16 protein-coding genes are annotated in these 17,893 nt (G+C 61.6%); 6 read left to right on the top strand and 10 right to left on the bottom strand.

Annotation, left to right across the window (positions count from 1 at the left end; translation table 11 throughout):
* The first annotated feature begins 20 nt into the window (after nt 1-20).
* Nucleotides 21-218: a PA3496 family putative envelope integrity protein gene (locus ACQRBT_RS09515; RefSeq protein ID WP_081087085.1), complete on the top strand. Its 198-nt coding sequence runs from the start codon at nt 21-23 to the stop codon at nt 216-218.
* On the opposite strand, the gene ACQRBT_RS09520 is transcribed toward ACQRBT_RS09515, so the two are convergent.
* A complete protein-coding gene (locus ACQRBT_RS09520) occupies nt 148-1,122 on the bottom strand; it encodes a LysR family transcriptional regulator (RefSeq protein WP_411984897.1) in 975 nt (324 codons plus the stop codon). The genes ACQRBT_RS09515 and ACQRBT_RS09520 overlap by 71 nt on opposite strands.
* A gap of 195 nt (nt 1,123-1,317) precedes the next feature.
* On the opposite strand from ACQRBT_RS09520, the gene ACQRBT_RS09525 reads away from it, so the two are divergent.
* Both ACQRBT_RS09525 and oadA read left to right on the top strand, forming a co-directional pair.
* Nucleotides 1,318-2,733 carry an acetyl-CoA carboxylase biotin carboxylase subunit gene (locus ACQRBT_RS09525; protein WP_060756621.1) on the top strand — a complete coding sequence of 472 codons (1,416 nt, stop codon included), beginning with the start codon at nt 1,318-1,320 and terminating at the stop codon, nt 2,731-2,733.
* 11 nt (nt 2,734-2,744) lie between these two features.
* Entirely contained in the window at nt 2,745-4,553 is a 1,809-nt protein-coding gene (oadA, locus tag ACQRBT_RS09530) for a sodium-extruding oxaloacetate decarboxylase subunit alpha (protein WP_060756622.1), read from the top strand.
* An 81-nt stretch (nt 4,554-4,634) separates the two neighbouring features.
* On the opposite strand, the gene ACQRBT_RS09535 is transcribed toward oadA, so the two are convergent.
* The 3 genes from ACQRBT_RS09535 to ACQRBT_RS09545 all read right to left on the bottom strand — a co-directional run bounded on the left by ACQRBT_RS09535 (nt 4,635) and on the right by ACQRBT_RS09545 (nt 7,721).
* Nucleotides 4,635-5,945, bottom strand: a complete 1,311-nt coding sequence (locus tag ACQRBT_RS09535) for an autotransporter outer membrane beta-barrel domain-containing protein (protein WP_412046236.1) — start codon at nt 5,943-5,945, stop codon at nt 4,635-4,637.
* 154 nt (nt 5,946-6,099) lie between these two features.
* Nucleotides 6,100-6,867, bottom strand: a complete 768-nt coding sequence (locus ACQRBT_RS09540) for an amino acid ABC transporter permease (RefSeq protein WP_412046266.1) — start codon at nt 6,865-6,867, stop codon at nt 6,100-6,102.
* Between the two features lie 32 nt (nt 6,868-6,899).
* Nucleotides 6,900-7,721 carry an ABC transporter substrate-binding protein gene (locus ACQRBT_RS09545; protein WP_198761043.1) on the bottom strand — a complete coding sequence of 274 codons (822 nt, stop codon included), beginning with the start codon at nt 7,719-7,721 and terminating at the stop codon, nt 6,900-6,902.
* Nucleotides 7,722-7,833: 112 nt separating this feature from the next.
* Here ACQRBT_RS09545 and ACQRBT_RS09550 point away from each other — a divergent pair, with 112 nt between their 5' ends.
* The gene (locus tag ACQRBT_RS09550; RefSeq protein WP_412046235.1) at nt 7,834-8,730 is read left to right on the top strand and encodes a homocysteine S-methyltransferase family protein; all 897 of its coding nucleotides are present in this window, start codon (nt 7,834-7,836) and stop codon (nt 8,728-8,730) included.
* Between the two features lie 72 nt (nt 8,731-8,802).
* On the opposite strand, the gene ACQRBT_RS09555 is transcribed toward ACQRBT_RS09550, so the two are convergent.
* From ACQRBT_RS09555 to ACQRBT_RS09565, 3 genes are read right to left on the bottom strand one after another with little or no spacing between them, the layout of a single operon-like run.
* Nucleotides 8,803-9,474 (bottom strand): GNAT family N-acetyltransferase, encoded by a 672-nt coding sequence (locus ACQRBT_RS09555; RefSeq protein WP_090367891.1) that lies wholly within the window; start codon nt 9,472-9,474, stop codon nt 8,803-8,805.
* A 10-nt stretch (nt 9,475-9,484) separates the two neighbouring features.
* Entirely contained in the window at nt 9,485-9,931 is a 447-nt protein-coding gene (locus ACQRBT_RS09560; RefSeq protein ID WP_412046234.1) for a GNAT family N-acetyltransferase, read from the bottom strand.
* Nucleotides 9,928-10,566 (bottom strand): FMN-binding negative transcriptional regulator, encoded by a 639-nt coding sequence (locus ACQRBT_RS09565; protein ID WP_412046233.1) that lies wholly within the window; start codon nt 10,564-10,566, stop codon nt 9,928-9,930. The genes ACQRBT_RS09560 and ACQRBT_RS09565 overlap by 4 nt, the downstream gene beginning before the upstream one ends.
* 87 nt (nt 10,567-10,653) lie before the next feature.
* On the opposite strand from ACQRBT_RS09565, the gene ACQRBT_RS09570 reads away from it, so the two are divergent.
* Together ACQRBT_RS09570 and ACQRBT_RS09575 are read left to right on the top strand one after the other, a co-directional pair.
* The gene (locus ACQRBT_RS09570) at nt 10,654-12,195 is read left to right on the top strand and encodes a PLP-dependent aminotransferase family protein (RefSeq protein ID WP_412046232.1); all 1,542 of its coding nucleotides are present in this window, start codon (nt 10,654-10,656) and stop codon (nt 12,193-12,195) included.
* 74 nt (nt 12,196-12,269) lie between these two features.
* The gene (locus ACQRBT_RS09575; protein WP_412046231.1) at nt 12,270-14,540 is read left to right on the top strand and encodes a hypothetical protein; all 2,271 of its coding nucleotides are present in this window, start codon (nt 12,270-12,272) and stop codon (nt 14,538-14,540) included.
* 50 nt (nt 14,541-14,590) lie between these two features.
* Here ACQRBT_RS09575 and ACQRBT_RS09580 read toward each other — a convergent pair whose 3' ends face one another.
* The 3 genes from ACQRBT_RS09580 to ACQRBT_RS09590 all read right to left on the bottom strand — a co-directional run bounded on the left by ACQRBT_RS09580 (nt 14,591) and on the right by ACQRBT_RS09590 (nt 17,834).
* Entirely contained in the window at nt 14,591-15,682 is a 1,092-nt protein-coding gene (locus ACQRBT_RS09580; protein WP_244384821.1) for a polyamine ABC transporter substrate-binding protein, read from the bottom strand.
* Nucleotides 15,679-16,719: a histone deacetylase family protein gene (locus ACQRBT_RS09585; protein ID WP_412046230.1), complete on the bottom strand. Its 1,041-nt coding sequence runs from the start codon at nt 16,717-16,719 to the stop codon at nt 15,679-15,681. Before ACQRBT_RS09585 ends, ACQRBT_RS09580 begins: the two co-directional genes overlap by 4 nt.
* Nucleotides 16,720-16,841: 122 nt before the next feature.
* Nucleotides 16,842-17,834, bottom strand: a complete 993-nt coding sequence (locus ACQRBT_RS09590) for an AraC family transcriptional regulator (RefSeq protein ID WP_412046229.1) — start codon at nt 17,832-17,834, stop codon at nt 16,842-16,844.
* Nucleotides 17,835-17,893: the final 59 nt, after the last annotated feature.

Raw genomic sequence — 17,893 nt, forward strand, 5'->3', positions numbered from 1 at the left:
CTCGCATTGGGAGACTCCAAATGACCCGGCACTACGAAGACAGCAACAGCACCGTCAAGACCCGTCGCCAACAGGAAGACCAACGCCGCATGGCGTTCCGTCGCGCAATCGAAGACCGCTGCGAAGAGCGTCAACTGCTCCAGAGCTTCAGTGACTACCCGGAACTCCACTGGCAGGCACCCGTGGCTGCCCAGCGAAGCGCTCAGCCAGCACGCTGATCTGCACCCGTTCGCTGCGGATAAAGCCCAGGAACGCATGCGCCACCGGCGACAGGCGTTTAGCCTTGGCCTGCACCAGGCACCAACTGCGGTACAGCGGCAGCTCCTCCACCGGCAACTCCTTGAGCCCGCCGGTGGCCAGCTCCATATTGACGGCGTGGCGCGTGAGCAAGGCCACGCCCAACCCTGCGCTCACGCATTCGCGCTGGGCTTCGGCCGACGCGACTTCCACCGTTTGGGTGAAGTGCACGCGTTTCTCCTTGAAGTATTCCTCGCAGGCCAGTCGCGTGCCGGAACCGGGCTCGCGCAGTAGCAGCGTGTAGGGTTCCAGGTCTTGCAGGCGCAGCGGGCCTTGCAGGCTCAAGGGGTGGTCGAGCGGTGCCACGGCGACGATCGGGTTGTTGAGAAACGGCAGGAATTCCAGGCCCATGTCCTGGGGCACCATAGACATGATGACCAGGTCATCGCGGTTGTCCGACAGCCTGCGAATCACCTGGGCGCGGTTGACCACCGTCAGCTGCAATTGCACTTCGGGGTGTTGGCGCTTGAAGGCCGCGAACAGGTGCGGCACGAAATACTTGGCGCTGGACTCCACCGCCAGCTTCAACTGGCCCTGCAGCGAGCCCTGCATGTCCGACAGTTGCATGTCGAGGTTTTCCAGGCGCCCGAAAATATCGCGACTGGCCCGTTGCAGGGCTTCGGCGGCTTCGGTCATGTAGAGTTTTTTGCCGACGTAATCGAACAGCGGCTGGCCGATCAGCTCTTCCAGCTGGCGGATTTGCAGGCTGACCGCCGGTTGCGTGAGAGACATTTCCTCGGCGGCGCGGCTGTAAGAGCGCAAATCACACACTTCATTGAAAATCTGCAGTTGACGCAATGTCATACGCATCAATGACTTACGCATTTTTAATTCCTGTTGGTGCGGCCTGTCCGGCCAACTATAAGTCTTTACTTATGCCTAACCCAATAATTATTGATTTTTGTTAATTCCTTGAGCGGCTTAGTGTGTGTCACGCGACTGGCTTGAAACATTTGGTCACGCGTCGACCCGGGTCTAGCGGGTCGAAGAACGCAGCAATCGGCTCAAGGGAATTTCCAAGTGATAAAAAAGATCCTGATCGCCAACCGTGGTGAAATCGCCGTACGCATCGTGCGAGCCTGCGCCGAGATGGGGATTCGCTCGGTTGCGGTCTTTTCCGATGCCGACCGTCATGCGCTGCACGTCAAGCGTGCCGACGAAGCCCACAGCATTGGCGCCGAGCCTCTGGCCGGTTACCTGAACCCGCGCAAGCTGGTGAACCTGGCGGTGGAAACCGGCTGTGATGCGTTGCACCCGGGCTATGGTTTCCTTTCGGAAAACGCCGAGCTGGCAGACATCTGCGCCGAACGTGGGATCAAGTTCATTGGCCCATCGGCCGAGGTCATCCGCCGCATGGGCGACAAGACCGAAGCGCGCCGCAGCATGATCAAGGCCGGTGTGCCGGTCACTCCCGGCACCGAAGGCAACGTCGCCGATATCCATGAAGCCCTTACCGAAGGCGATCGCATTGGTTACCCGGTGATGCTCAAGGCCACTTCCGGTGGTGGCGGTCGCGGTATCCGTCGCTGCAACAGCCGCGAAGAACTCGAACAAGCCTTCCCGCGCGTCATCTCCGAAGCCACCAAGGCATTCGGTTCGGCGGAAGTGTTCCTGGAAAAATGCATCGTCAACCCCAAGCACATCGAGGCGCAGATCCTCGGTGACAGCTTCGGCAACGTGGTGCATCTGTTCGAGCGCGATTGCTCGATCCAGCGCCGTAACCAGAAGCTCATCGAAATCGCCCCCAGCCCGCAGCTGACACCCGAACAGCGCGCCTACATCGGCGACCTGTCGGTGCGTGCGGCCAAGGCGGTGGGCTACGAGAACGCCGGTACCGTGGAGTTCCTGCTCGCCGAGGGCGAGGTGTACTTCATGGAGATGAATACCCGGGTGCAGGTGGAACACACCATCACCGAAGAAATCACCGGGATCGATATTGTCCGTGAGCAGATCCGCATCGCCTCGGGCCTGCCGCTGTCGGTGAAACAGGAAGACATCCATCACCGCGGTTTCGCGTTGCAGTTCCGTATCAACGCCGAAGACCCGAAGAACAACTTCCTGCCCAGCTTCGGCAAGATCACCCGTTACTACGCGCCCGGCGGTCCCGGCGTGCGCACCGACACGGCGATCTACACCGGCTACACCATTCCGCCGTTCTACGACTCCATGTGCCTGAAACTGGTGGTGTGGGCATTGACCTGGGAAGAAGCCATGGACCGTGGCCTGCGTGCCCTGGACGACATGCGCCTGCAAGGTGTGAAGACCACCGCCGCCTACTACCAGGAAATCCTGCGCAACCCGGAATTCCGTAGCGGCCAGTTCAATACAAGCTTTGTGGAAAGCCACCCTGAGCTGACCAACTACTCGATCAAGCGCAAACCCGAAGAGCTGGCCCTGGCCATCGCCGCCGCCATCGCCGCCCACGCAGGCCTGTGAGGAATACAACAATGACCAAGAAGATTTTCGTAACCGACACCATCCTGCGCGACGCTCACCAATCGCTGCTCGCGACCCGCATGCGTACCGATGACATGCTGCCGATCTGCGACAAGCTCGACAAAGTCGGCTACTGGTCCCTGGAAGTCTGGGGCGGCGCGACCTTTGACGCTTGCGTGCGTTTCCTGAAAGAAGACCCGTGGGAGCGCCTGCGCAAACTGCGCGCCGCGTTGCCTAACACCCGCCTGCAAATGCTGCTGCGTGGCCAGAACCTGCTGGGCTACCGCCACTACAGCGACGACGTGGTCAAAGCGTTTGTCGCCAAGGCCGCCGTGAATGGCATCGACGTGTTCCGCATCTTCGACGCGATGAACGATGTGCGTAACCTGCGCGTGGCCATCGAAGCGGTGAAAGCCGCCGGCAAACATGCCCAGGGCACGATCGCCTACACCACCAGCCCCGTGCACACCATCGACGCGTTTGTGGCCCAGGCCAAGCAGATGGAATCCATGGGCTGCGACTCGGTCGCGATCAAAGACATGGCTGGCCTGCTGACCCCGTATGCCACCGGCGAACTGGTCAAGGCCTTGAAAGCCGAGCAGAGCCTGCCGGTGTTCATTCACTCTCACGACACCGCCGGCCTGGCCGCGATGTGCCAACTCAAGGCCATTGAAAACGGCGCCGATCATATCGATACCGCGATTTCCAGCTTCGCCTGGGGCACCAGCCATCCGGGCACCGAATCGATGGTCGCGGCCCTCAAAGGCAGCGAGTTCGACACCGGCCTCGACCTGGAGCTGCTGCAGGAAATCGGTCTGTACTTCTACGCCGTGCGCAAGAAGTACCACCAGTTCGAAAGCGAATTCACCGCGGTCGACACCCGCGTGCAAGTCAACCAGGTACCGGGCGGGATGATTTCCAACCTGGCCAACCAGTTGAAGGAGCAGGGCGCCCTCAACCGCATGGGCGAAGTACTGGCTGAAATCCCGCGTGTGCGCGAAGACCTCGGTTTCCCGCCGCTGGTCACGCCGACCTCGCAGATCGTCGGCACCCAAGCGTTCTTCAACGTGTTGGCCGGTGAACGCTACAAGACCATCACCAACGAAGTGAAGCTGTACCTGCAGGGTGGCTACGGCAAGGCCCCAGGCACGGTGAACGAGAAATTGCGTCGCCAGGCCATCGGCAGTGAAGACGTGATAGACGTGCGCCCGGCCGACCTGCTCAAGCCGGAAATGACCAAGCTGCGTGGCGAGATCGGCGCATTGGCCAAGTCCGAAGAAGACGTGCTGACCTACGCCATGTTCCCGGACATCGGCCGCAAGTTCCTCGAAGAGCGTGAGGCCGGCACCCTGGCGCCGGAAGTCCTGTTGCCGATCCCAGAAGCCGGCGGCGTGGCCCGCGCCGGGGGCGAAGGTGTACCGACCGAGTTCGTCATCGACGTGCACGGCGAAAGCTACCGCGTGGATATCACCGGTGTCGGTGTGAAGGCTGAAGGCAAACGGCATTTCTACCTGTCCATTGATGGCATGCCGGAAGAGGTGGTGTTCGAACCGCTCAACGAGTTTGTCAGCAGCGGCGGCAGCAAGCGCAAGCACGCCAGCGCGCCGGGTCATGTGAGCACGGCAATGCCGGGCAATATCGTCGATGTGCTGGTCAAGGAAGGCGACGTGGTCAAGGCCGGCCAGGCCGTGCTGATCACCGAAGCCATGAAGATGGAAACCGAAGTACAGGCCGCCATTGCCGGTAAGGTCACTGCGGTGCATGTGGCCAAGGGCGACCGGGTCAACCCGGGTGAAATCCTGATCGAAATCGAAGGCTGATCCACAGCCTTCGACACTACCGCTTAAACCTCGGGGGGCATGTGCCCCCTTTTTTTTGCCTGGCGCTCGGGCGGTCCGGCCTTAGAACGTCATCGCCCACTGCCCCATCAACGCGTGGTTGCGACTGTGGCTGCCGACCTCGGCGGTATAGGCCAGGCCTACGCTATGTTCGGCCGACAGGGCCATGTCCACGCCGGTGCGCAATGCCAGGCTGTCACGGTCCAGGGAAGCGCCGGCAATGGTGAACTCACTGTTGAAGTCCTCGCGTTTTTCCTGGGCGAAGGACTGGCGCACGCGGCTGTCGACGCTGCCATACAGATGTTTCCAGTGGGTGCTCAGGTGCGGTTTGAGGGCGATGCGGTTACCCAGTGCAAAGTCATGGCTCAAGCGCAGGCCAACGGTGCTGCTGAGGTTTTGCTGGGTCTGTGTACCGACGTTCAGCGCGCTATAGCCGCCTTTTTCCTGGAAACGCTCACGTTGGTAGCGCTGCAAGCCGATGCCGGCGAAGGGCTCGGCACGTAGGCCGACAGTGTCCAGTTGATAGCCAAGCTCTGCGAAAGCGTTTTGGCTCTGAGCGGTGTACTTGCCGGTGAGGGACTCGCGGTAGCCGACGAAGTCAAAATCGACCGTGCGTTTGTTTTGCCCGGTATGCCGGCTGTAGAGCGCGCCCAGGCGCAATGCGAACGGGCCGTCTCGGCGCACGGCGTATCCACCCAGGTGCCAACTGTCCAACTCACCCTGGAACCCCTTGGTGCTCAGGTCGCTGTCCGATTTGCCACCCACTACACCGATCCGCCATGCGTGGTCGAGTGACCAGTCGGCACCCAGCAGCACGCCTTGGGTGCTTTGACTCAAGCCGGCGCTACCGTGTTGGGCATTGAGCCGGCCGCCGCTTCCCAGGCCCTGGAGCCAAAAGCGCCCCGTCTCGCGGGTGTCTTTATCCAACTGACGTATTGCCGACAACAGGTTGGCGGTCAGGGGCTGCAGGCTGTATTGAGTCGCGGTGCCCAGATTGGCGTTCTGGCTGCCGGCCAATTGTTCAAGCGTGGCGGCTAACCGGCCCGGCGCCAGGCTGCCCAGGTAATGGCCGTACTCCTCGAGTTGGTGCTTTTCCCATTCGCTCAATGCGTCCGACGCCAGCAGTGCATCGACTGCGGAGTCCAGCACGCGGGCGACGCTCAGGCCGTTACGGCTGCCGGCATGGTCGGCAAAATAAAACTCTTCAGGCGCAGGCTCCACCGGGCCGATATGCGCTTTTTCGCTGCTCTGCGCGGCTGGCGCAAACCACTCGCTGTCTGGCTCCATATCGCCACGTGCCTGAGCGCAGTGAGCGCTGGCGGCTCCCAGCAGCAGGGTGATAGCGAGTGCGAATTGCTTGTGTATAAACGTCATCTAAACCCACCTCTTCATGTATGAGGCGGTGGAATTTAGCGGGGGGCAGAAGGGATAACTGTCAGGCCGGCTACCCCTCGTTTGCGGGAGATGTCTCTAGTCTGCTGCGATTAAAATTGCGCCCAGGCGGCAGGCCGCTGTGTCCCTTTGGCCTTCATCGCTTGGCATAACCCTTACCGTAGTGCCGCTCCATACGGGCCTGGATCAGTTCCAGCCCCAGCGACATCACCCAGTAGATGATCGCCGCCGTGGTGAGCATCTCGATGTAGCGATAGCTTGAACGACCGTAGGACTGCGCCAGGAACATCACTTCCCACACGCCCATCACCGAGATCAGGGACGAGTCCTTGAGCATGGAGATGAACTGGTTGGTGGCGGGCGGAACAATGGTGCGCATGGCCTGGGGCAGGGTGACGTGCCAGAAGATCGCACTGTCGCGCATACCCAGGGCCAGGGCGGCTTCGCGTTGGCCATGAGGCACGCCCAGGATCCCGGCGCGGAAAATCTCGCTCAGGTAGGCGCCATAGTTCAGCGACAGCGCGATGATGCCGGCTACGATAGCGCCCGGCACCAGGCCCAGTTGTGGCAGGCCCAGGTAGATCAGCAGGATCTGGATAAGCAGTGGCGTGCCGCGAAAGAACGAGGCGTAAAAACTGGCAATGCCAAACGCCACGGCACTTTTCGACAGGCGCCCCAGGGCGGTGATAAAGCCCAACACCGATGACGCCAGCATTGAGCACAGGCACAGGAAGAGCGTCAGCGCGGCGCCTTGCAGGAAGCCGTTGGGCGCCAAGTGCAGGCCGACCAGGTTGGGTAACTTGTCGAGGATGATCGAGAACTTCAGGTCAAAGCTCAGGAAGAAGCTGGCAAACAGGGCGAACAGCGCCGCCCAGGTGAGGTACAGCCGTGTGCGAAAGCCCAGCAGGCGCTGCAGCAAGGGTGGTCTGGACGGTGTCATCGGCTGATATCGGCGCCAATCCATTTTTGCGACAGCGCGCTCAAGGTGCCGTCCTGTTTGAGCTGGGCAAAGACCTCACGCACCTTGCTGTCCCACGCCGCGTCGCCTTTCTCGATGGCGACCGAGTTGGGCTCCGAGTACAGCGGCTCGCCGGCCAGCTTGAAGCGCTTGTCTTCGGTCAGGCGCGGCTGGGCGGTAACCAGGTTGGTGAGGATGGCATCCAGGCGCACGCCGGCACCCAGGCCGAGGTCCTGGAAGGCGACGTTGTCGGTGTCGTACGGGGCGATCTGCACATTCTCGAACGGGTACTGCAACGGCGTGTCTTCGGCACCTTCGATCACCAGGTTCTTGTTCAGGTAGCTTTCGTAACTGGAGGCGCTGGTGAGGCCGACTTTCTTGCCGCTCAGGTCCTTGGCCGTGTGGATGCGCTCGTCCTTGGCATTGACCACGATCACCGCCGGCGAGGCGTAGTACTCCACCGGGAAATCAAACACTTCGGCGCGGGCTTTGCTCGGGGTCATCGAGCAGATGCAAATGTCGTAGCGCCCGCTCCAGCGGCCGGCGGCGATCACGTCCCATGAGGGCGTCTCCAGGCGCAGCTTCACGCCCAGTTTCTGTGCCACAGCCTTTGCCACGTCAACGTCGAAGCCACTCAGCTGGTTCTGGTCGTTGAGGAACGAAAATGGCGGGTAGCTTTCCATCAGCACGCCCACCAGCTCTTTTTTCTGCTCGATGCGATCCAGCGTGGCGCCACCGAAGGCTTGGGTGCAAGTCGCCAGTGTCAGCAGGCCCAAGGCCAACAGGGGTTTAAGTTTCACGAATGACACCTTTAGAAAAAAGAGTTGTGATGCAGCGAATTCAGCGTATTAAATAGTTATAAAAACGACTCTCATAGTGAGTTATTTTCATAAGCTTATGAGTAAAAAGCATATGGGCGCAGAAACAGTGATTCTCGATGGTGGCATGGGCCGTGAACTGCAACGCCGTGGCGCGCCGTTCCGTCAGCCGGAGTGGTCGGCTTTGGCGTTGAGCGAGGCGCCGCAGGCGGTGGAGGCGGTGCATGCGGCTTATATCGACAGTGGCGCGAACGTGATCACCAGCAATAGCTATGCGGTGGTGCCGTTTCATATTGGTGAGCTTCGATTTGCGACTGAAGGCCAAGCCTTGGCGGCTTTGGCGGGTGAGTTGGCGCGGCGGGCGGTGACGGCCTCGGGTAAAAATGTACGGGTGGCCGGTTCGTTGCCGCCGTTGTTTGGCTCATATCGCCCGGATTTATTTGAAGCGCAGCGTGTATCCGAGTTACTCACACCGCTGGTGCAAGGCCTGGCGCCTCACGTTGACCTGTGGCTGGCGGAAACCCAAAGCTCGATTGTCGAAGCGCGGGCGATCAAGGCCGGTCTGCCTCAGGATGGCAAGCCGTTCTGGCTGTCGTTTACCTTGAAGGACGAAGACACCGACGAAGTACCACGGCTGCGCTCCGGCGAGCCGGTGGCGGACGCGGCCGAGGCGGCTGCGCAGTTGGGCGTGCAGGTGCTGCTGTTCAACTGCAGCCAGCCGGAAGTGATCGGCGCGGCGATTGATGCTGCGCGCCAGACCTTTGAGCGACTGGGCGTAGCGATCCAGATCGGTGCCTACGCCAATGCCTTCCCTCCGCAGCCCAAGGGAGCCACGGCCAACGATGGCCTCGACCCGTTGCGCGACGACCTCGACCCACCCGGCTACCTGCACTGGGCCGCTGATTGGCAGGCGCGCGGTGCCAGCCATCTGGGCGGTTGCTGCGGGATCGGGCCTGAGCATATTGCGGTGCTGGCCCAGAAGCTGGGGTAGTTGGCCAACGCAACTGCAAATGTGGCAGGGAACCCGTTCCCTGCCACAGGCATCATGCGTCGTCTGGGAGGGTCAGGCCCGGCACTGCGCCAGGGTTTTCAACTGGCCCGATCCCGTCTGATTGGCTTCTGATAACCATGCCTCGAAGCCTGCGCCAATCGCCGCCCATTCCGCGTCGATGATGGAATACCACGCGGTGTCCCGGTTCTGCCCCTTGACCACCATGTGTTGGCGAAACACACCTTCAAAGCTGAACCCCAGGCGCTCGGCCGCGTATTTGGAGCGGGCGTTGGCGTTGTTGCACTTCCATTCCAGGCGGCGATAGCCCTGTTCGAAGGCATACCTGGCCAGCAGGTACACCGCCTCGGTGCTTTTCGGTGAGCGCTGCATCGGCGCCCCGAAGGTGACGTGGCCGATCTCGATACGGCCTTGGGCCGGGACAATGGACATCAGGCTGAGGATGCCTTGGACCTGACCGCTGGCGCGGTCGATCACGCTGAAAAAATACGGGTCGCTGTGAGCTGCGTGATTATTCAACCAGTCATTGAAGGCGCTGCGCTCAGGGAAAGGCCCGTAAGGCAGGTAGTCCCACAGTTTCGGGTCGGCACCGGGGCCTTGAAGCGCTTGGAACAGATCGTCGGCATGGCGCGCCGGGTCGAGTTTTTCCAGGCGTATAAAGCGTCCTTCAAGCCGTTGCACGGTAGGCGCCGGGACGCCTTTCCAGTCGGCGGGGGAAATGGACATGCTGCGCTCCTTAAAGGCCTTTGCGAAATTGAATGAAACCCGGGCGTTCGGCGATGCGTTCATACAGCTGGATCGCCGTGGCGTTGGTTTCGTGGGTCAGCCAATGGACCTTGCAGCAACCATCGGCCTTGGCGGTGGTGTAGACGAATTCGATCAACTGACGACCGACGCCGGTGCCGCGTTGAGCGGGGTCCACCAGCAAGTCCTGCAGGTAGCAGGAGTTTTCAATGCTCCAGTTGGAGCGGTGGTAGATGAAGTTGACCATACCCACCGCCTTGCCGTCCTGCCAGGCCAGCGCCGAATGGGTCGGCTCATTGGCGTCGAGCAAACGCTGCCAGGTGCTTTGGCTCACCGCGTCCGGCAGTTCAGTGTTGTAGAACTTCAAATACGCTTGCCACAACGGCAGCCAGGCGGCGTGGTCGGCAGCAGTCACCTGGCGGATGTCGGTCGGGTTCATTCTGAAACTCCTTGGGGAATAAAGCGCGCGAGGGTCTGGTCACGCACGTCCGGGCTTGCGGCCAGGCCTTCGCGAACGCCGGCAACGTCGGCCGCGCTGCGGTTCTGGCTGAGTTTGCGCTTGCCGATCAGGCGGTCGATCGGCAGGGCAAAGCCGACGATGGCCCTGAGCATGCCGTCGATGTAGTCGGCCGGGGCGTCGCTGACTTTCCACGGTTGGCTGCGATTGCCTTCATGACGGTCGGTGAGGGCACTGACCAGCTTGAGCAAGCGTGCGGCATCGGTGAACACCTCGGCCTTGCCGTAAGCGTGCACGGCGATGTAGTTCCAGGTGGGCACCACTTTGCCGTGCTCGGCCTTGGCCGGATAAAAGGCCGGGCTGATGTAGGCTTCGGCGCCGGCAAAGATCACCAGGGCGTCGCTGCCTTTTTGCAGCGCTTGCCACTGTGGGTTGGCCTTGGCCAGGTGCCCATAGAGCGTGCCGTTGGGGCCTTCATCGGGGTTGAGCAACAGCGGCAGGTGGCTGGCTTGCAGGCCCTGTTCGCCAAAGGTTACCAACTGCGCCAAGCGGGTGTGCTGGATCAGTTGCTGGATTTCGGGCAGGTCATCGAGGGCAAAGGCACGCGGTGTGTACATGGAGATTTTCCTTGGCGAATGCTTGCATCCTAGGCAGGCTATTGGTTCGTTGTAAGAGCCATCTAGGGTCAATTTCATAGGTCCAATATGCCGCCTGTTTTGCCGCCGATGTCATTCAACCCCGCCGGAATCGAGCTGGATCGCTGCCAAGGTCTGACTCGCCAGCTGTATGACGCCTTGCGCCAGCGGGTGCTGGACGGGCGGCTGGTCAGCGGCACGCGCTTGCCGGCTAGCCGTGATTTGGCGGCGGCGTTGTCGATTTCGCGCAACAGCGTGGTGCGCGCTTACGACCAGCTCTACGCCGAGGGCTTTATCGAGAGCCGGGTCGGTGATGGCACCTATGTAGCCCAACTGCCCACCGCAAAAAAACTATCCACAAAACTGTCCACAGGGTTTTCAACAGGCTTATCCCCAGCCTTATCCACAAACGCGGCGAATTTGCCGGAAAATCTGGATGACGAAGTTATCCACAGTGCCGGTGTCGAGCGGATAAAAACCAACCACCTGTCTCAGCCTCCATCGGGTCCGCCACGGGCATTTCGCGTGGGCGTACCGGCGTTCGATCTGTTCCCGTTCGAGGTGTGGGCCAAGCTGAATGGGGCGTTCTGGCGCAAGCCGGATCTGGAGCAACTCTGTTACGGGGACCCGGCTGGCGATGCTCGCTTGCGCGGGTTGATTGCCGCTTACCTGCGCAGCTCACGTGGCTTGCAATGCACGGCTGAACAAATAGTGATCACCAGCGGCGCGCAGCAGGCAATCAGCCTTTGTGCACAGTTGCTGGTAGAGCCTGGCGATGCAGTGGCAGTGGAAAACCCCGGTTATCGTGCTGCCGGCCATGCGTTCGCCCTGGCCGGTGGGCGACTGCACGGAGTACCGGTGGACAACGAGGGTATCGACTGCCAGGTACTCAATACCCTTGCCGATTGCCGCGTGGCTTATGTCACGCCTTCCCATCAATACCCGCTGGGTGTGGTGATGAGCCTGGCCCGACGCCTGGAACTGCTGGCCTGGGCCGAGCGTACGGGCGGCTGGATCGTCGAGGACGACTACGATGGCGAGTACCGCTACAGCGGCGCGCCCCTGTCGCCCTTGGCGGCCCTGGCTCGCAGTGGGCGGGTGCTGTATGTCGGCACGTTCGGCAAAGTAGCGTTCCCGGCCTTGCGCCTGGGTTATCTGGTATTACCGCCGGGGCTGGTGGACGCCTTCTCCCGGCGCCGTGCCGTCGACATGCGCCACTCGGAAGTCAGCACCCAGGCGGTGATGGCCGAATTCATGGCGGCCGGGCACTTCCAGCGGCATATCCGCCGTATGCGCCGGGCTGCCTTGAGCCGGCGCAACGCGTTGCTCGCGGGTTGGCCGGACGGGTTGGGGGGTATCGGCGAACTGCCCAGCGTGGCCGCTGGGCTGCACCTGACCGTGCGGGTGGAGACATTGGCGGGCGAACAGCAACTGCTCGCCCAGGCCCGTGAGGTGGGGGTGGAAGTCAACGGCCTGAGCAGTTACTGGCTGCCCCAATCAAGCACGCCGGTTGACCAGCGCGCTGGCCTGGTGATGGGGTTTGCCGCCGTGCCGGAGGTGGAAATTGCACTCGCGCTCAAGCGTCTGCGCGCCGCATGGCAGGCCGGGTAATTAACTACCGTCTGGCCGGGTGAAGAGGCCAATACCGTGAGGGCTTCCTGTGTCTTTGCTCTAGGTAGACGATCATGCCCGACCCACTTTCCCCACCCCCCGTTGTCGATGCGCTGCAGTTGCGCACCAGCCAGTTGTTCGCTTTACGCCCCACCCTTGGCACGTTAGGCATTACTCAGGCCCAGCTCGATGCCGACCCGGAGGCGGTGCTTGAGTATTACGCCGAGCAGTTGATCGAGTTCTTCTGCGCGCCCGGCGCGGCGTCGGAAACTCGCTGGCGCGAGTTATCGCAGATGCTTGCACAGCGGCTGCGTAAGGTTCTGCGCAAGCAGGCAGATCCCGTCATCCGCAGGCTGCTCCAGGCTGTGCTCGCGTTTCCCGACAGCGGCGAGCGAACCTCCACGATTGAGGTCTATGGCGTTCAACGGCACAACGACCTCGCATTGGCGATCGTGGGGGCCGGTACAACGCTGATCTACTCCGTGAGACATGGCCTTGAGGTTTTTACGTCTGCTCAGCAGGCCGAGGTGTTGGTAGACGCTGAGCGGCTTGAGCATGACGTCTTCGAGGGCTGGGCGCTGTGTGGGCTGGAAGCGGCGTTGCAACGTATCGATGCGATTGACCTCAGTGAAAGCCCGCGCCTTGAGCCTCTGGATCGACAACTGGCCTGGGCGACCCGGTTCCGTGATTTCTTCGAGCAGGACCCCGAGCCGCAGGGGCTGCGTGAATCGTTACCGTCCTGGCTGAAAGAAGCCTCGCGCGTGGGGCGATTGGCTTACAGCAGGCTGTTGGTGAGAACCGCCTGGGCCTATCAGAAATATTGCGCCCGCGCCCAGCTCGACGACCTGCCGGAGGACGACGCCGCGCACCAAGCCTGCTTCGCTCGGGAAATGGCCATGGACCTGTGCAAGGTGGCGTTGGAATACAGTCTTCAAGGTCTGGCGGGGGTTACGCTCGAGGGTTATTACCGGCTTCGCGCAGCCGTGAGAACTTACGCGACCCATCGTCACGTGCAGGGCGAGCCGATGGTGTTCAGGCGGTTGGCGGATGAGTCAGGCTACCTGATCGGTGCTGGGAGCGATGAGGTCGGCCCCTGGTTGGTGTTTCGGCCGTGGTCGGCACAGGTCTTCCAACAAGTGATGACTGCCCCTGCATCTGGCGCGGTGTTGTCCCAGCCTTTCGCTGAAATGTTCTTGACCCGCAAGATGCTGCTCGCAAGCCCCTTCAAGGCGCAGGTTACGCAAAATGCTCAAGTACCCTGGCGCGACGGCGTTCGCTGGATGCGGCAGGTGGCCCTGCTGCTGGTTTATCCCGCCAGGCCACAAGGCCAGGAGCCTGCGTCGCCACACCCGCGCGTCAAGCGGCTGGATGCCGCGTGGGCGGGGGCACGGCAGGTGCTTTCGGCAGTTCAGCAGCATCAATTGGCGGCGATAGCACACCCGTCAAAGGTAGGCGAGATGATTCATGAGGGGCTCCATAAAGGTCTCCACCTTTTCGATAACGGGCTCGTCTACAACAAGGACGAGAACCACTTCTACGTGCTGTCGCACATTCGCATCAGCCCTGTCTTTAATATCAACAGCCCGGTCTACCAGGTGGTCGATCGGCTGCAAAAGCCAGTAACCCTGGGGCCCGACATCATCAGTAATGACCAAGGTCAGTGGGACATCCGCCGGGTGCCGCGGCTCAAGCGTGATGTGCGAGGGCTGAGTGTGCGTGGGCGTAGAGCATTCGATGCAGGCCAGGCCTCACTGGCCCGGGCCAACCAGGCGGAGGCCGAAACCTTGCGCCCCGGCACGCCGCCGGTTGCAGCAGAGGAGCAGTTCGAGCAACTGGCGCGGGGGTTGGACGACGCTGCCCGCGTGCTTGCGCAATTCACCCAAAGCCGCAGCAATGAGGACTGCGTTGCCTTGATTAGCCAATTGCGGGCCACTGCCCTTCAGTTGCGCAACAAAGGTCATCGCCTGCGTATCGATATGATCCGCACCAGCCAGACCCCAACCGTTGGCGATGTGGAATACCTGCTGGGGCAACGTGCGATTTGTATCCGCCGGATCAATGGCCGGGTGCCGGAAACCATCGACGGCACGGTGGACTATCTGCAGGAATACGAAGTACTGGACGTGATGGGCGGCTATCGGCCCCTGTGGTACGCGCACTTTCATTACCCCTTGCTGCACACACCGCCAGACCAGCCCTCCAAGGCGCACCTGAAATTAGCCGCGCAGCGCAAAATGGGCCGCGTCTTTGAACAGGCCGAACGCAGCGCCGGGCGCCACTCGCAGGTCTACCGTGGGCCGATCGGCACACCCTCCGGGCGGCGCATTTTTCTGGATGTGATGTAACACCCACCGGAGCGAGCGACCTCGCTCCGGTGGGCCTTGCCACTGCGTGATCAAGTACCGGATTTGATCTTGGTCCAGGCGCGCGTCCTGGCGCGTTCGGCATCACGCGCCAGGGGTTTCAAGGTGTAGAGCGTTGCCATCGCCGCCTCGGTCGGGTACAGGTTGGGGTTGTTGCGAATGGCTGGGTCGACGTGTTCGGTCGCGTCCTTGTTCGGGTTGGGGTAGCCGACGAAATCACTGATCGGCGCAATCACCTGGGGTTGCAGCAAGTAGTTGATGAAGGTGTAGGCGTCTTGCGGGTTCTGCGCGCCTTTGGGAATGGCGAGCATGTCGAACCAGATCGGTGCGCCTTCTTTGGGCAGGCGCATGTCCACGGTGACGCCGTTCTTGGCTTCCTTGGCGCGGTTGGCGGCCTGAGAAAAACTGCCCGAGTAACCCACGGCCACGCAAAGGTCGCCGTTGGCGATATCGGCCATGTACTTGGAGGAGTGGAAGTAGGTGATGTACGGACGGATTTTCATCAACAGGGCTTGTGCCTTGTCGTAATCCTTGGGGTTGCTGCTGTTGGGGTCCAGGCCGAGGTGCTGCAGGGCCAGCGGCAGGATTTCCGACGGCGAATCCAGGAAGGCGACGCCGCATTGCTTGAGCTTGCTGATGTTCTCTTCCTTGAAGATCAGGTCCCAACTGTCCACCGGTGCGTCGGGCCCCAGTGCCGCCCTGACCTTGTCTGGGTTGAAGCCGATCAGGATGGTGCCGTACATGTAGGGCACGGCGAATTTATTGCCGGGGTCGTTGGCCTCGATCAGCTTCATCAGCTTGGGGTCGAGGTGGTTCCAGTTGGGAAGCTGGCTGCGATCCAGGGGCTGGAAGACGCCCGCTTCGATCTGCTTGGCCAGGAACACGTTGGACGGCACCACCACGTCATACCCGGAGTTGCCGGTGAGCAGCTTGGCTTCCAGGGCTTCGTTGGTGTCGAAGATGTCGTACACCAGTTTGATCTGGGGGTTTTGTGCCTTGAAGTCCTCAAGGGCCTTGGGCGTGATGTAGTCGAACCAGTTGTAGACCTTGAGGGGTTTTTCTTCGGCCTGCGTCGCGCCGCTCAATACGGCGGCGCACAGGGCCAGGGTGGTGAGCATCTTCATTGGGCGGCTCCTGCTTGTTCGAAACCTTCGAGGACGTTGACGGCGTTGATACCGATTTCTTCGACGGCGTAGCCGCCTTCCATCACGAACAGCGTGGGCCTGCCAAGACGCGCGATGCGCCGGCCCATCGCCAGGTAATCCGGGCTGTCGAGTTTGAATTGCGAGATAGGGTCGTCTTTGAACGTGTCCACTCCCAGGGACACCACAATGACGTCGGCATCAAAGCGCTCGGTCTCCTGGCACGCCGCTTCGAGCGCGGCGCTCCAGGTGTCCCAGCCGGAGCCGGCCGGCAGCGGGTAGTTAAAGTTGAAGCCCTCGCCAGGCCCCTCTCCCAGCTCATCGGCATACCCCAGGAAAAACGGGAACTCAGCCTCCGGGTGGCCGTGGATGGAGGTGAAGAGCACATCGCTGCGGTCATAGAAAATCGACTGGGTGCCGTTGCCGTGGTGGTAATCCACGTCGATGATCGCGACTTTTGCATGGCCCTGGTCGAGGAACGCCTGGGCTGCGATGGCGGCGTTGTTCAGGTAGCAATAACCGCCCATCAAATCACTGGCGGCGTGATGCCCGGGCGGACGGCACAGGGCAAAGGCACTGCGGGCGCCTTGCTGGATCGCCTGCTGCGCGGTGAGCGCTACCTGTGCCGCGCTGTAGGCGGCTTGCCAGGTACCAGCGGTAATCGGCGCACCGCCGTCGAAGCTGTAGTAGCCCAGTTGGCCATGCAAGCTGGTGGGCAACACCCGGCGCAGGGTGCGGGCAGGCCAGGTGTAGGGCAGCAGGTCACCGTCCTGGCCGTATTCGGTCCAGCGGGCCCAGGCGTTTTTGAAAAAATCCAGATAGTCGCGGCTGTGGATGCGTTGCAGCGGGGCCAGGCCGAAGTCCTGTGGTGCCTGCACCGGTCCCAGGTCACGGTCCTTGACCCGTTGCAGCACATGGTCGGCGCGCGAGGGCATTTCGAAGCAGGGCATCAATTGCCCGTCCATCAATTCGCAGCGTCCGTGGTGTAGATGGTGATCGTCTGAATAGATCGTCAGCATGGGGGCTCCCGCAGGCGTGTTGTTGTGCCTTCAAGTGTTGCGGTGCGGGGGCGGCCAAGAGAATGGCAGGAGCGGCCAGAAGGGGATAAATGTGGCCAAAGACTTTGACCGTAATTCGCCCGCTAATGGCGCATCAGGCTGGGCGCGACCCCACTCCAGCGCATAAACGCGTGGCGAAAACTTGCGGTCTCGCTGAAACCCAATTGTTCGGCGATCTTGTAAATGGGCCATTGCCCTTGCGCCAGCCATTGCTTGGCCTGCTCAAAGCGCAGCTCGTCGAGTAATTGCTGGTAGCTGCAACCTAACGCATGCAGATGCCGGCGCAGGGTTCGTGCGGAACAGTTCATCTGCGCCGCCAAGCCGTCCAGGCCGGGCGCGGCGTGCAGTTGCTCGGCCAGCAACTGGCGCACGCGGTTGAGCCAGGCCTGGCGCCCGGTGAATTCGGAGTTCTGTTTGCGGCAGCGTTCGGCCATCGCCCGATGGGTGATGGCATCGGCCAGGGGCAAGGGTTGTTGCAACCACTGGGCGTCGAACGCAAAGCCGTTGTGCCGTGCGTCAAACTGCAAAGGGCAGTCGAAACGCTCCGCGTATCGCGGGTGGTAGGCGGGTGCCGGGTAGTCGAAACGCGCTTCACGCAACGGCAGCGGGCCGCCGAGCAAGTCATCGCAAATGACTTTCATCGACACCAGGCAAAACTCCACATTGAACGCCGCCAGCGCGGGATTTTCCCGATAGTCGCCGGCGGTCAGCCAAATCTGTTCGCCGTCTTCCACCAGGCTGAGTTCAAAAAGTGTTCCCAACAGCGCCGGGTAGCGTAGCGCCAGACGCAAAGCGTCACCTAAGGTGGCACTCGTCAACAACGCATAGCCGAGCAGACCGTAGGACGACACGTGCATGCGCTGGCCCAGTTCCAGGCCAATGTCCTGGCGCAGGGCTACGGCATTGGCGCATACGCGCATCTCCTGGCAGGTGGTGATGCGCGTGTCGGCGCGGCGCAGGTCTGCTGTGCCAATGCCGCTGCCGGCCAGTAATACCTCGGCCGGCAGCCCCTGGTCCTTGAAGGTTGTCAGGACCAGAGATACAGCGTTGAGGGTCGTCAGGTGTGAATGCAGCATGGGGACACCAGCGCGAAGAAGTGCACTGGCGCAGCAAATTGCATGCCGTGCCCCTGGTG

The organism is Pseudomonas sp. R19M, from assembly GCF_050312585.1.
In the GTDB taxonomy this organism is placed as follows: domain Bacteria; phylum Pseudomonadota; class Gammaproteobacteria; order Pseudomonadales; family Pseudomonadaceae; genus Aquipseudomonas; species Aquipseudomonas palleroniana.